The sequence below is a fragment of the Providencia sp. UF-224 genome, from assembly GCF_058245955.1.
Window position 1 is genome coordinate 310,109 of sequence record NZ_JBSICC010000001.1, and the last position, 13,300, is coordinate 323,408.

Sequence of the window (13,300 nt, forward strand, 5' to 3'; positions counted from 1 at the left end):
TAAATGATGAAACAATATGGCTTTTATTTTGACTCCACAAAATGCACTGGCTGTAAAACCTGTCAGGTCAGTTGTAAGGACGAAAAAGATTTAGATTTAGGCCCTAAGTTCCGCCGTGTATATGAATTTGGCGGCGGAAGTTGGCAAAAACAAGACGGAATTTGGCAGCAAAATGTCTTTAACTATTACCTGTCAATTTCCTGTAACCATTGCTCAAACCCAACGTGTGTCGCGGGTTGTCCGACAGGGGCAATGCATAAACGTGAAGAAGACGGTTTAGTGGTTGTTGACCAGTCTATTTGTGTCGGTTGCCGTTATTGCGAATTGCGTTGCCCATATGGCGCACCGCAATTTGATGAAAAGAAAAAGCTGATGAGCAAATGCGACGGTTGTTATGAACGTGTCGCAAAAGGCATGAAGCCAGTGTGTGTTGAGTCTTGCCCACAACGCGCTTTAGATTTTGATGACATTAATGTTCTGCGTGAATTACACGGCACAGAATGCGGGATTGCACCGATGCCAGACCCAAGCTTCACCAACCCGAACATTGTCATTAAACCCCATAAAGACGCGAAGCCATTTGGCGATAAAAGCGGCGAACTGAAAAACCCAGCGGAGGTGTAAAATGCATGAATTACCATTAGTTTTTTTCACCGTCTTAGGGCAATCTGCCGCAGGGCTATTTTTACTGGCCTACTTGAGCCGCAAAATGGGTTCCATTGATGACAAACAGTTAAAAACCGCCAATATTATTGCATTTATTGTTATGCTGATTGGCTTAGTGATTGGTGGATTGCACGTAGGTCAACCACTGCGCTTCTTTAACATGTTGCTGGGGGTTGGTCGTTCTCCAATGAGTAACGAAGCCTTCTTAAGTGGTGTATTTGTTGGATGTGCAGCAGCGACTTTATTTTTTACGCTGTTCTTCAAACATACCATCTTACGTGAATTAGCCAATATTGCGGCGGTGATCTCTGGGTTAGCCTTTGTTTGGTCAATCCCACAGGTATATAACATTGCAACAATTGCCAATTGGAATACTGGCTACACCACACTACAAATGTGGATGACGATGCTCGTTGGTGGTGGTGCACTTGCTATTGCCGTTGGTGCTCGCGGATTAGGCATTGCCTCTTTCCTTATCGGTACGTTCGCTATTTTTGCCAGCCGTGCAGGATACCAAGCGTTCCTAACGGAAACAGGCCCTGTCCTTAGCGGTGAACAAACCGGTTTTTGGGGCTTCCAAGTGGTTGTCTTAGCCATTGCCTTAGCCGCATTTGTCGGAATGGCACTGAAACAACGCGCACCAAAAGCAACATTAGCGACCTGCGCAGCCGCCGTTTTGCTAGCTGAACTTGCCGGTCGAATTGCTTTCTATAACTTGTGGCAGATCACCATGTAACCCTTTGTTGTTACTGTGTTAAGATGCCTTATCAAAGAACTCCTTTTGGGGTTCTTTGTTTAAGAAACAACGAAACCTATCATTGATGTAATCGCGGGAAAGCAGATGACAATGTCATGCTGTAGCACGAAATAAGACGGATAAAAATATGATTGATACGACAATATTTCGCATCCTTGGTGCGTTTTTTTACTACTCTCCGCAATCTGATACGTTACAAAATGTCTACCCAGTTTTAAGTGAAATACCTCAATTACACTTATGGGAAGATCCAGACCAAATTCAGGCTATTTCTGCTTCGTTGGCACAAACAGAACCTGATGATATTGCTTATGATTATTCGATATTATTTGAAGGACAAGGCACAATGCCTGCCCCGCCTTGGGGGTCAGTGTACCTTGAGCATGATAATACTGTGATGGGCGAGTCAACGGCGGCTTATCGCAACTTACTGGAATCAAAAGGGTTAGTTACCGATACTGGTATCCGTGAGCCTGAAGACCAATTTGGCTTGATGTTGATGGCCATTTCAGCGCTTGCTGAACAAGGCGAAGATCAGGCTATCGTTGAATTGCTGGAACAGCATTTATTACCTTGGGCTTACCGTTATTTAGCGTTGGTTCAACAAACCCAAACCGAAAACCCATTCTACCCAAACCTCGCAAAAGTCACTGAGATTTACCTAACTGACTTGCAGCAACAACTTGAACTTACACCCATTCCAGTTGAGTTGTTTCGCTAGTTTTTGTGATACCAAAGAGCAAACTGCTCTTTGGTTATTCTGTGCACTAAAATGAAGAATTTGGCTCTTGTAAGAAAGCCTGTTCTTCTTTCGTTGATGCGCGGCCTAAAATCTCATTACGATGAGGATAACGCCCAAATTTATCGATAATCGCCTTATGACGCATTTCATAATCTAGCGTATTGTCATCCCCTAGCATGCGAAATAATTCCACTGCTTGTAAATGAATAAAGCTGGATTCTGAATGCATATAAGGCATCAGGACAAATTTACGTTGCGACAAAGTCAGCAAATTATAATCATGTTGCTTGATAGCTTCTTGCGCTAATGCCAGTGCCATCGAGTCTTGAGCGAATGCTCGAGGTGTATCGCGCCATAAGTTTCGAGAAAACTGGTCAAGCACAATAATTTCCGCTAAACGACCGCGAATGGACGCACGCCAATAGGCCAATTCACCTTTTGCTGCACGCTCGCAAGTTGAGGAAAAGCGGCTAGCTATCGTCGAATCAAACTTTGTACTTTTTTCAAACCACTGTTTTGGTGTAGATTCTTCAAACCAAAATGAAAGCACTTCTTCCATGGCATTCATCATAAATTCCTATCGATTTTCTTATTAGGTGTTATCGTAATCCTAGTTAATAATCGCATTAATTGACAGGGTTAAGCTCTAAAAACGGGAATTTACAGCAAATTATTTTGTTTTTTTGCGAGCTGGCGCTAAAAAATTGCACAACAATCTTTATCACAATTTAACAAATTATCTTGTTTATATCTAAGGTAAATTATTGTATCTATCACTATAATAGATTTAAACTTTTTCCATTTTCATATTTTGTTATTTAATGTGAAGTCATCTGTTTGCCAAGGAGAAATAGATACATTTGGTTAAGCTAATGTTAGAATTTCACTGATAATATAATTGAATGAGTAACACGTTCGAGCATGCTACGTCACATTAATACTTCTTCAGCGTTTCATATTAGCTCTCATTAAGGATGGCAATGTAAATGGCAGGACATATGGTACTTATTGGTTGGGCCCTGTGGGTTAGCCCTTGCGGTACAGATTCATGTGATGCACTTCCTGTAACTGACTCCATTTTCACCCAAGAACAATGTGTTAGTCGAAAAAGCTACCTTGAATCTAAGCGCCCGAATTTGTATTTTTTGTGCGGAGAAGTCTACCGTGATAGCGAAGAAATGACGGCGGAAGAAAAACATGCCGTACCAGCGCCGCATCCACCTTTGCGTTCACTGCCAGAGCGCCACTCACGCTAACTTGAGTCCATGTTTGAACCCAAGTTAGCTCAAGGCTTACCTAATTTATTTCTGCAATTTGGCAATCAGCTTCAATAAAGTCACCTTTGTTGGCACTGTATTTTAATGTTCCTGTTCGATGAGCTAGCACTTGAACCTCCATTTTCATCGCTTCCATAACCCCAATGATATCCCCTTCAAGCACCTTTTCCCCTTGTGGGATCAACCAATTAAAGAGCACACCTGAAATCGGGGCATTGACGGCATCTGGGTTACTCACCTTTTGTGACACATTTTTTGACTCTTGCGCAGGGTTAACAGATAACCCCGAAAAGAGCTGTGCAGGCAAACCCAATTCACAACGTTTACCATCAATTTCAATAAACGTACGAGTCAACTCATTGCCCTCTTGTGGAATTTGGCGCGGCGCTGGTGGAATATCCACATTAAACTCTGTTTCGATCCAGCGAGTGTGCACTTTAAAATCTTCATAAAAATCAGATTGTTCCATCACGGCACGGTGGAAAGGTAAAACAGAGGCTACCCCTTCAATATTGAACTCTGACAGAGCACGACGAGCACGGGAAATCGCTTGTTCACGGGTATTTCCAACGACAATAAGTTTTGCCATTAATGAGTCAAAAGTCCGTGGAATTGTTGTTCCTGCCTCTACCCCACTGTCTACACGCACCCCAGGACCTGATGGAGCATCAAAAACAGTGATTGTTCCAGGCGTAGGTAAGAAACCATTTCCTGCATCTTCGGCATTGATGCGAAACTCAAAAGCATGACCCCGCGGTTTAGGCATCTCATTGAGACTTAATGGTAAACCTTCCGCAATACGCAGCTGTTCAATAACGAGATCAATGCCCGCCGTTTCTTCTGTAACGGGGTGCTCAACTTGTAGTCGTGTATTCACTTCAAGGAAAGATAACGTACCGTCCTGGCTTAATAAAAACTCAACCGTTCCCGCCCCAACATAGCCCGCTTTACGGCAAATATCGGTCGAAGAGGTGATAATTTGCTGTAATTGCGCTTCTGATAAATAGGGCGCAGGGGACTCTTCTACCAATTTTTGGTTACGGCGTTGCAATGAGCAGTCGCGAGTCCCCACCACCAGCACATTACCATGGGTATCTGCAATAACCTGCGCTTCGATATGCCGCGGGTTATGTAAAAATTGCTCCAAAAAGCATTCACCACGCCCAAATGCTGCCGTTGCTTCACGCACAGCTGAATGGTAAAGCTCTTCGACTTCATGCATTTGCCACGCGACTTTTAGGCCACGACCACCACCACCAAAGGCAGCTTTAATCGCAATAGGCAGGCCATGTTGATGAGCAAACTCCACCACTTCTCGTGCATCTTTAACGGGGTCTTTGGTGCCGACAACTAACGGGGCTCCAACTTGCAGTGCAATATGACGGGCTTGGACTTTATCACCTAAAATATCAATACTTTCCGCGCTTGGCCCAATCCAGATTAGCCCTGCGTCGTTAACTGCACGAGCAAACTCTGCACGCTCAGATAAAAAACCATAACCAGGGTGAACCATCGTCGCCCTTGATTTTTTTGCAATTTCTATTAACTTTTCAATGTTCAAGTAACTTTCAGCTGGGGTATTACCCCCTAACCCATAAGCTTCATCCGCCATTTTGACGTGTAACGCGGCAATGTCGCTATCTGCATACACAGCAACAGATTGAAAACCATAATCACGACAGGCACGGATGATGCGCACAGCAATTTCGCCACGGTTGGCAATCAGTACTTTATGGGTTTTGTTATTGTTGTTCGTGTTCATAAGCACAATCACTCCCTTGTAATTCTTTAAACTCACCTAATGGATTAAAACGGATTTGGGCATTCACAGGGATTTGCCCTGCAAGACTCAAATGATACTCACACACTGTACCTATAACGGGGTAACCGCCTGTCAATGGGTGGTCATTCAAAAATAAAACAGGCTGTCCATTAGCAGGCACTTGGATAGCACCAATGCACGTTCCTTCACTCGGTAATTCTTGTTGGATTTCGCGCTCAAACGGGTGTTCACCCAATAAACGCAAACCTATACGATTCGATGCAGCGGTAACTTGCCATAATTGGTTGGTGAGCCGTTCGATGGCTTGTTGCGTAAACCAATCTGTTCTCGGCCCTAAAATGACATCTAATACCACAACATCATCCGCTGATGGGTAATCAAAAATAGGCGTTTCATTAACAGAGATAGCTTGTGTAGTTGCTTTATCATTAATTGCCAACGCTTGCCCTAGTGTTACTGGCAATGGCCCAACTTGCGCTAAGGTATCAAATGAACAACTCGATAAAACGGGTTCGATATTAAAACCGCCCCGTATCGCTAAATAGCTGCGAACACCTTTACTCGGTCGACCCAATTTGATCACATCCCCTTTAGCAAGGTGGATAGTTTGGTACACATCAGCTTCGTAATGTTCTTCATTTTCTGTCGTGATTTCGATTACACAAGGCGCACCTGTAATAGCAATGACTAAGTCTTTGTTCGCCCGCGCTTTGAAGCCACCTTGCGTAATTTCTAATACAGTTTCATCGGAAACATTACCCACTAAGCGGTTTGCACTTCTCAGAGCATTTTTATCCATTGCCCCAGATTCAGAAATACCGAGAGCAGACTGGCCAATACGCCCTAAATCTTGAAATAACGTTTGTAACCCTGTGGCTAACACAGTGAAATCGTTCGCTGAATTCTGCAACGTAACGGTCTCTTTAGCCTTTTCAGGTAGGCTATAACTCACTGTACTTTTTGCGGCATCAACAAAACTTACTCGTGATCCCGCTTGCACCAGGGCAGGCTCAGCGCGATTGATATCCCACATCGCCAGGTCTGTCACACCAATGAGCTGCCATCCACCGGGGCTTGCTTGTGGATATACACTGCTAAACTCCCCTGCCAGTGCCACCGAACCAGCAGGAATTCGAACGCGCGGTGATTGGCGTCTAGGTACATGCAGCTGTGCCCCTTTCGATACCATATAACCAAAACCGGGCGCAAAACCACTGAATGCCACTTGGTATTCATTTTCTGTATGACGGCGGATTACCTCATCCGTCGAAATATCCAATATTTCAGCGACTTCTGTTAAGTCTTCCCCCGTATAATGCACAGGAATGACCACAAGTTTGCTCGACTTAGACGCCACTTTCGAAATATCTCTGACTGAAATTTGGCTAACCAAATCATCGGCATCAATAATAATCGGGTTGTATCTCACTAAAATCGTTCTTGCCGCAGGGGTGATTTCTTCCACCCCCTTGATAGGCATTTCATTTAATGAATCTGTGAGTGCCATCGTCTGTTCAAGGCTTTGCAGCTCTACCATCAGCGCACTTAGATTGACCGGTAAAAATCTCAATGGGCACCTCTATATATGATAAGCCGCGTCAGGCACATCGGTGATAAACATGTATCCCGGAGCATGACTTAGCGCAAATGGAACGCCCGATTTCATCACTGCCGCTTGTGGTGTTACACCACAGGCCCAAAACACGGGGATCTCCCCTTCTTCGATACGCACCGCATCACCAAAATCAGGCTTCATAATGTCGGTAATACCGAGTTTTTCAGGGGCCCCAACGTGAACAGGCGTACCATGAACGGCAGGAAATCGTCCTGTGATACTCACGGCATCCGCAACTCGATTGGCGGGGATTGGCCGCATCGAAACCACTAACTCCCCTTGTAAGCGCCCTGCGGGACGACACAAACGATTAGTTTTATACATCGGAACATTCGATTTATCGGTGATATGTCGTACATCAATTCCCGCCTCAATCATAGGTGTCTCGAATGTAAAACTACAACCAATCAGGAATGTGACTAAGTCAGGATGTTGTTGGTAAATCGCTGTCGCATCCGTGATTTCATCGGCTAATTGCCCGTGTTCCCATACACGATAACGAGGGATATCCGTTCGTAAATCCGCACCATCGGCTAAAATAGTTTGCCAGCTCCCTGCTTCACATACATCTAAAACGGGGCAACTTTTGGGATTACGCTGTGCGTACAATAAAAAATCAAACGCCCAATCACGAGGAAGTGCAATCATATTGGCTTGCGTCATTCCCGGCGCGAGTCCTGCGGTAGGTTTATCATAGCCAGTTCGTATTGCTTCACGGGCAGCCCGTGCAGCTTCAATTGCTTGCTTGGAGGCTTTCATTAATTGTGTCATTCATGCTCTCCTTTATGGGCAAAACCATAAATCTCAATCCCTTGTTTTTCAAGGATAGCGCGGACTTGTTGTGCCATTTCCAGTGCTCCTGGGCTATCCCCATGGACACAAATTGACCCAGCCTCAATCGGGGTAAATTGACCATCAATCGAAATGACGCCACCTTCTTGCACTAATTGCAGCATGCGCTCAGCAACGATTTTCGGGTCATGCAACACGGAGCCAGCCAGCTTACGCGAAACTAATGTGCCATCACTGTTATAAGCCCTATCTGCGAATGCTTCTGCCACCACATTCAAACCACTTTCTTGCGCCCAACCAATTAATGGTGAACCCGCTAATGCAACAAGAATTAATTTATTATCAATAGCTTTGATTGCCTCAATCACTGCTGTGGCTTGGCGTTTATCATGAGCAATAGTGTTATAAAGGGCTCCATGGGGCTTCACATATAACACGTCAGTGCCCGCTGCGGCAGCTAGCCCTTTCAATGCACCGATTTGGTAAATGACATCCGCAGTCAACTCGCTAGAAGCGATATCCATATTACGACGCCCAAAACCGACTAAATCGGGATAGCCCACGTGAGCCCCTACTGCCACACCATTTTCTTTGGCCGCCGTTAAGGTTTTTAAAATTCCTTCTGGCGATCCTGCATGGAAACCACAAGCCACATTGGCACTACTGACCACGGGTAAGATAGCCTCATCATTTCCCATCCGCCATTGACCAAAACTTTCCCCTAAGTCGCTGTTTAAATCGATTTGTTTTTTCATCATCACTCCAAGGGTTATTTCAGGTAATTAAAAATAGCAGTAACGGACATGGCCGCCATATACCACGTTAGCGCACAGGTCACGATCCCCGACCAAATTAACCAACGCGGATAATGATAACCCGGCATCAAATCTGCACGTCGCCATGCGATGTACACAAAAATGGTTAAACCAAGGGGTAGCACTAAACCGTTAAACCCACCCGCAAATACTAACAATGCAGCCGGAGCGGTACCCATTGATAAATAGATGGCCAACGAAATCGTGATAAAGACAATGGTAGCAACGTTGCGCTGTCTTTCAGTTATAGATGTTTTGAATACTTTCAAGAAGCTCATTGAGGTATATGCCGCACCAATAATACTGGTCAACGCAGCGGCCCATAAAATCAAACCGAAAATACGCAGACCAAAATTACCTGCTGCCGCTTGGAACGCTTGGGATGCAGGGTTCGCAGCTTGCCCTGAAAGATCGATTGTTACGCCGCTTGCGACGACGCCCAAAATCGCTAAAAATAAGACATAACGCATCAAACCAACAACTAAAATGCCTTTTGTTGCCGCACTCGATACAACATGGATGTTTTCAATGCCGACCGTTCCCTTATCTAATAAACGGTGTGCACCAGCATAACAAATATAGCCCCCGACAGTTCCGCCAACAATCGTTGTGATCATGGCGAAATCAATAGTATCTGGCATCACGCTTTGTTTTAATGCCTCACCGACAGGTGGGTTAGAAACAAACATCACATACAGCGTTAATGCTATCATCGCCAAACCTAGACCAATCATTAAGCGATCGATAAAGGTACTCGCTTTACGAGATGAGAAAATGTAAATCCCCAATAACCCGCTAATGAGCCCGCCCCATTTTGGATCAAGCCCCACTAACGCATTGAGCCCCAACCCCGCCCCTGCAATATTTCCGATGTTAAATACCAAACCACCAAAAATCACCAGCACAGCCAAAACATAACCACTTCCGGGAATTGTTGCGTTGGCGATTTCAGAAGAGTGCGTTTTTGTTAATGTCACCACTCGCCAGATATTTTGCTGCACAATAAAATCAATCACGATTGACGCTAAGATCCCAAAAGCAAAAGCTGCGCCTAATGCGACTGTGAATGTTGCGGTTTGGGTAATAAAACCAGGCCCGATTGCAGACGTCGCCATCAAAAAGATGGCACTAATCAACGAAGAACGGCGACTTTTCACATACTCAGCAGTGCTTGGTGCGCTTTCTTGAGCTGCCATATACGTACTCCTCTATGCTTATTGTTTTAATTATTTGTGTCGTTATAGATGTTGTTATTGCGATTATCACTCAGGCAATTATCGTGCCATTGTTCTACTTGTTAGAATAATTGTTAATTCATTTTTAATAGATTGTTGAACAATTAGTATGAGATGCCGAATAAACAATCAATAAAAATCGTTATCTGTGATTTAAAAATCAAGGCGAGATCACTTTTTTAACAATTAAAGCGAAGAACACGTGATGCCCCTACTTGGCATGCACTAATTCAGTGCAATTTGGGCCACTTTCACTATATGGGTGCAAATCTTGGGATGCACCTTGATGTTTTTGAAAGGAAACTTGCCGCCTAAACGTGAATATGTGAATATAGCCGCTTCATTATCCATCAAATTCAAGTGTGCTTTTTTATGAAAAAAACGCCTGTTGCCCAAACCTTGTCAGTCACGATTGCAGAAGTTATCCGCGCTAAAATCACCGTTGGGGAAATGACACCAGGACAGCGCTTATCTGAAGCAACACTCAGTGAGGAGCTTGAGATCTCACGTAATACCCTTCGTGAGGTTTTTCGCGTGTTAACTCAAGAAGGGTTATTGACCTATGCACCAAATAAGGGCGTTTTTGTGTCAATTCCCGATATGGCGGCGATTATTGATATTTATCATGTTAGGCGACTGATTGAATGTAATGCACTAGAACACGCCTATCCGTTACATCCTGCTGTTCAAAAAATGAAGGATGCAGTTTGTGATGCGCGTCAACATGAAAAAGTTGAGGATTGGATAAGTGTGGGTACTGCCAATATGAAATTTCATACTGCGATTGTCGAATTAACCGATAGTGAACGGCTTATTAAGCTTTATCGAAATGTCTCCGCTGAACTGCGTCTCGCTTTTGGCCATCTTAATGACCCTAAAATTTTATATGCCCCTTATATTGATAAAAACCAATTTATCCTTGAGCTACTTGATGAAGGCCATAATCTTGAAGCCGCAAATACCTTACGTAGCTACCTTGATTTATCTGAGCGAACGCTATTGGCAGCTTATAAACGCAGCCAAACCTCGTTTTAATTTCGTCTTTTCTTCCAATTTACTTCTCTCTTTCCTTCTCCCAATTACTGTAGATTAAATTTTTCACTCATTTTCACATTACAAAAATTTGAGTGAATCATTTTATTCTTACAATAAAATTTTTTACTGGTATTACAGTAAGGTAAGTTTAAATTTATAAAGTAGAAAACTCTGCATTGTTAATTAATCACATTCTTATCTTTAATTTTAATATTCTATTTATATCGTCATGTAATAAAAAAAGTGCTTTTGTTTGCTTTTTTTATCTAATCTAGTTTTATTTTTACCCAGCCAACCAATTTTTAACAAAAAAGACACCAGAATAAAACACTTTCATTTTTTTAATATACTTCAAAAATTAACTTTCTCATGCCATAGGAATTCACACCAAACGATAAAATACTACAATTCATTAACATTTGTCGCATTTATTTAACAACGGTAACGATTTGATATAAATTACTTGCTGAAATTACTCAAATAAATCGAGTTAACAGTTGTAGTTTTCTCGAATATTCGCTATAAAATTTACGATAATAAAAAAGCATACATAAAAATTATTAATATAAATGAGATTCCATTATGACATTAAACCAAGTGACTAATAAGAAGCCCTTTAAATTTGGCCTAGGATGGCAAATACTGGTCGCTCTTATTTTAGGTGTTATTGCTGGTGCGCTTTTGCATGACAATACAGAGTACAAAGATTGGCTTATTTTAAATATCCTTTCTCCCGCGGGTAAAATATTTATCCAGTTGATTAAAATGATCGTTGTCCCTATTGTTATCTCAACGCTCATCGTAGGTATCGCTGGTGTCGGCAATACAAAACAGTTAGGTTCTCTCGGTTTCAAAACCATTCTCTATTTTGAAGTGATTACCACAATTGCTATTATTGTCGGTATTTCTTTCGCAAATATATTTCAACCGGGTGTTGGCATTGATATGTCTCAGCTCACCCAAGTCGATATTTCTCAATACGAAAAAACAACGCAAGAAGTCGAAAGCCACCCATCCGGGATTATCAATACCATTCTCACTTTGGTTCCTAGCAATATTTTTGCAGCGATGGCGAGTGGCGATATGCTTCCGGTCATCTTCTTTGCGGTTATTTTCGGTTTAGGACTATCATCTTTACCTGCTGAGAAAAAACAACCACTGCTTGATGTATTACAGACCTTCTCTGAAACCATGTTCCGCGTCACTAATATGATCATGATGTATGCACCAATCGGGGTATTCGCACTGATCTCAGTTACTGTTGCAAACTTTGGTTTCTCATCATTGGTGCCGTTACTTAAACTGGTTATTCTTGTTCACTGCGCAATTATTTTCTTTGCGGTGGTGGTTTTAGGAATTGTTGCACGCTATTGCAAAATTAATATTTTCACGTTAATGAAAATATTAAAAGACGAACTTCTGTTAGCCTATTCCACCGCAAGTTCTGAAACTGTACTTCCACGCATCATGGACAAAATGGAAAAATACGGCGCACCAAAATCCGTAACCAGTTTTGTTATTCCTATCGGTTATTCATTTAACCTCGATGGTTCTACCTTATACCAAAGTATTGCAGCAATATTTATCGCCCAGCTCTATGGTATTGAATTATCCATAGGGCAAGAACTGATACTCGTATTTACCCTGATGATCACCTCAAAAGGTATTGCAGGCGTTCCTGGGGTATCATTCGTTGTACTGCTTGCCACTTTAGGCAGTGTAGGGATCCCACTTGAAGGCCTTGCATTCATCGCAGGTGTCGACCGTATTTTAGATATGGCACGTACGGCCCTCAACGTTGTTGGTAATGCATTAGCCGCGCTCGTTATTGCTAAATGGGAACATAATTACGACATCAAAAAAGCACGTGAATATGAAAATACTTTTTAATTAAAGTTAAAAAGGTTGTTACGATAAAAAACCCTCTTTCATAATTAAAGAGGGTTTTTTATTACTATTAAAATAATATAGCCTTAGTATACTTAACTTCACATCGTTATTATTACAATATTTCTTTTATATATTTCCCTCACGGCAATCTAGTTAAAAACACCTATTTTTTATTTTATTTTTCTTTTTTTTAAAAAATTTACTTTTAGTCATTGGAATTTTTTTGATATTGTTACTACGCTATATGTTGTATTAATTTCTTTATATGCCTTGTTAGTCTGAGCAGGAAACAATGAATCAAATAAGAAGATTTCTTTTATTTTTAAAGGTGCTTCAACACCTAATGGTTATTTTTGTATTTTCATTATCCTATTTTATGCTACACAGCTGGTTCTAACAAAAAAAGCCTCGTCATCTAACGAGGCTTTTCTTTCATTTAATATAAGTGTATTTACTTAAGAGCGATTTTCCTGTTAATAATGCTTATTTATCTCACTCAGTAAAATTTATATTTTTATCATACCTGCATTACAATGCCATATATCTTATTCCTACAATAGTGTGTGAGATCTACAGTAAGAACGCGCCTGAATCTAACATTATTCTCTTTTGCTTTTCATTATTTTACAAAAATCAATCTAATTTTAACTACGACTTGCAAAAAATGACGTTCTATAGCGTATAACTAATCCT

General features: G+C 42.0%; 12 protein-coding genes. 6 read left to right on the forward strand and 6 right to left on the reverse strand.

Translation table 11 applies throughout. The features are described 5' to 3' along the window. The first annotated feature begins 6 nt into the window (after window positions 1-6). From AC4IFO_RS01610 to AC4IFO_RS01620, 3 genes are all read left to right on the forward strand, one after another. Complete coding sequence (locus AC4IFO_RS01610) at window positions 7-624, forward strand: DMSO/selenate family reductase complex B subunit (protein WP_206082307.1); 618 nt, start codon at window positions 7-9, stop codon at window positions 622-624. A 1-nt stretch (window position 625) separates the two neighbouring features. Next, window positions 626-1,402, forward strand: coding sequence for a dimethyl sulfoxide reductase anchor subunit family protein (locus AC4IFO_RS01615; RefSeq protein WP_490731297.1), 777 nt, complete (start codon window positions 626-628; stop codon window positions 1,400-1,402). A gap of 148 nt (window positions 1,403-1,550) precedes the next feature. Further along, entirely contained in the window at window positions 1,551-2,144 is a 594-nt protein-coding gene (locus AC4IFO_RS01620) for a molecular chaperone TorD family protein (protein ID WP_490731299.1), read from the forward strand. A gap of 46 nt (window positions 2,145-2,190) precedes the next feature. Here the strand turns inward: AC4IFO_RS01620 and AC4IFO_RS01625 are convergent, their stop codons facing one another. Beyond that, the gene (locus AC4IFO_RS01625; RefSeq protein ID WP_490731499.1) at window positions 2,191-2,733 is read right to left on the reverse strand and encodes a DUF924 family protein; all 543 of its coding nucleotides are present in this window, start codon (window positions 2,731-2,733) and stop codon (window positions 2,191-2,193) included. 418 nt (window positions 2,734-3,151) lie between these two features. Here AC4IFO_RS01625 and AC4IFO_RS01630 point away from each other — a divergent pair, with 418 nt between their 5' ends. Further along, window positions 3,152-3,421, forward strand: coding sequence for a hypothetical protein (locus AC4IFO_RS01630; protein WP_490731301.1), 270 nt, complete (start codon window positions 3,152-3,154; stop codon window positions 3,419-3,421). A 40-nt stretch (window positions 3,422-3,461) separates the two neighbouring features. Here the strand turns inward: AC4IFO_RS01630 and AC4IFO_RS01635 are convergent, their stop codons facing one another. Genes AC4IFO_RS01635 through AC4IFO_RS01655 form a run of 5 tightly spaced genes read right to left on the reverse strand, consistent with a single transcriptional unit; the run spans window position 3,462 to window position 9,643 of the window. Beyond that, window positions 3,462-5,204, reverse strand: coding sequence for an acetyl/propionyl/methylcrotonyl-CoA carboxylase subunit alpha (locus AC4IFO_RS01635; protein WP_490731303.1), 1,743 nt, complete (start codon window positions 5,202-5,204; stop codon window positions 3,462-3,464). Then, entirely contained in the window at window positions 5,185-6,795 is a 1,611-nt protein-coding gene (gene pxpB, locus AC4IFO_RS01640) for a 5-oxoprolinase subunit PxpB (protein ID WP_490731305.1), read from the reverse strand. Before pxpB ends, AC4IFO_RS01635 begins: the two co-directional genes overlap by 20 nt. Window positions 6,796-6,804: 9 nt before the next feature. Then, the gene (locus tag AC4IFO_RS01645; RefSeq protein WP_490731307.1) at window positions 6,805-7,611 is read right to left on the reverse strand and encodes a putative hydro-lyase; all 807 of its coding nucleotides are present in this window, start codon (window positions 7,609-7,611) and stop codon (window positions 6,805-6,807) included. Beyond that, window positions 7,608-8,387: a LamB/YcsF family protein gene (locus AC4IFO_RS01650; protein WP_490731309.1), complete on the reverse strand. Its 780-nt coding sequence runs from the start codon at window positions 8,385-8,387 to the stop codon at window positions 7,608-7,610. The genes AC4IFO_RS01645 and AC4IFO_RS01650 overlap by 4 nt, the downstream gene beginning before the upstream one ends. Before the next feature lie 14 nt (window positions 8,388-8,401). Further along, window positions 8,402-9,643 (reverse strand): NRAMP family divalent metal transporter, encoded by a 1,242-nt coding sequence (locus AC4IFO_RS01655; protein WP_490731311.1) that lies wholly within the window; start codon window positions 9,641-9,643, stop codon window positions 8,402-8,404. Window positions 9,644-10,054: 411 nt separating this feature from the next. Here AC4IFO_RS01655 and AC4IFO_RS01660 point away from each other — a divergent pair, with 411 nt between their 5' ends. Beyond that, complete coding sequence (locus AC4IFO_RS01660) at window positions 10,055-10,717, forward strand: GntR family transcriptional regulator (RefSeq protein ID WP_490731313.1); 663 nt, start codon at window positions 10,055-10,057, stop codon at window positions 10,715-10,717. Window positions 10,718-11,299: 582 nt separating this feature from the next. Continuing rightward, window positions 11,300-12,607, forward strand: a complete 1,308-nt coding sequence (gene gltP / locus AC4IFO_RS01665; protein WP_490731315.1) for a glutamate/aspartate:proton symporter GltP — start codon at window positions 11,300-11,302, stop codon at window positions 12,605-12,607. Window positions 12,608-13,300: the final 693 nt, after the last annotated feature.

What these genes read in the sequence shown, in the direction of transcription:
- AC4IFO_RS01610 (WP_206082307.1), top strand. Translation starts at nt 7, where the DNA reads ATGAAACAATATGGCTTTTATTTTGACTCCACAAAATGCACTGGCTGT.
- AC4IFO_RS01615 (WP_490731297.1), top strand. Translation starts at nt 626, where the DNA reads ATGCATGAATTACCATTAGTTTTTTTCACCGTCTTAGGGCAATCTGCC.
- AC4IFO_RS01620 (WP_490731299.1), top strand. Translation starts at nt 1,551, where the DNA reads ATGATTGATACGACAATATTTCGCATCCTTGGTGCGTTTTTTTACTAC.
- AC4IFO_RS01625 (WP_490731499.1), bottom strand. Translation starts at nt 2,733, where the DNA reads ATGAATGCCATGGAAGAAGTGCTTTCATTTTGGTTTGAAGAATCTACA.
- AC4IFO_RS01630 (WP_490731301.1), top strand. Translation starts at nt 3,152, where the DNA reads ATGGCAGGACATATGGTACTTATTGGTTGGGCCCTGTGGGTTAGCCCT.
- AC4IFO_RS01635 (WP_490731303.1), bottom strand. Translation starts at nt 5,204, where the DNA reads ATGAACACGAACAACAATAACAAAACCCATAAAGTACTGATTGCCAAC.
- AC4IFO_RS01645 (WP_490731307.1), bottom strand. Translation starts at nt 7,611, where the DNA reads ATGACACAATTAATGAAAGCCTCCAAGCAAGCAATTGAAGCTGCACGG.
- AC4IFO_RS01650 (WP_490731309.1), bottom strand. Translation starts at nt 8,387, where the DNA reads ATGAAAAAACAAATCGATTTAAACAGCGACTTAGGGGAAAGTTTTGGT.
- AC4IFO_RS01655 (WP_490731311.1), bottom strand. Translation starts at nt 9,643, where the DNA reads ATGGCAGCTCAAGAAAGCGCACCAAGCACTGCTGAGTATGTGAAAAGT.
- AC4IFO_RS01660 (WP_490731313.1), top strand. Translation starts at nt 10,055, where the DNA reads ATGAAAAAAACGCCTGTTGCCCAAACCTTGTCAGTCACGATTGCAGAA.
- gltP (WP_490731315.1), top strand. Translation starts at nt 11,300, where the DNA reads ATGACATTAAACCAAGTGACTAATAAGAAGCCCTTTAAATTTGGCCTA.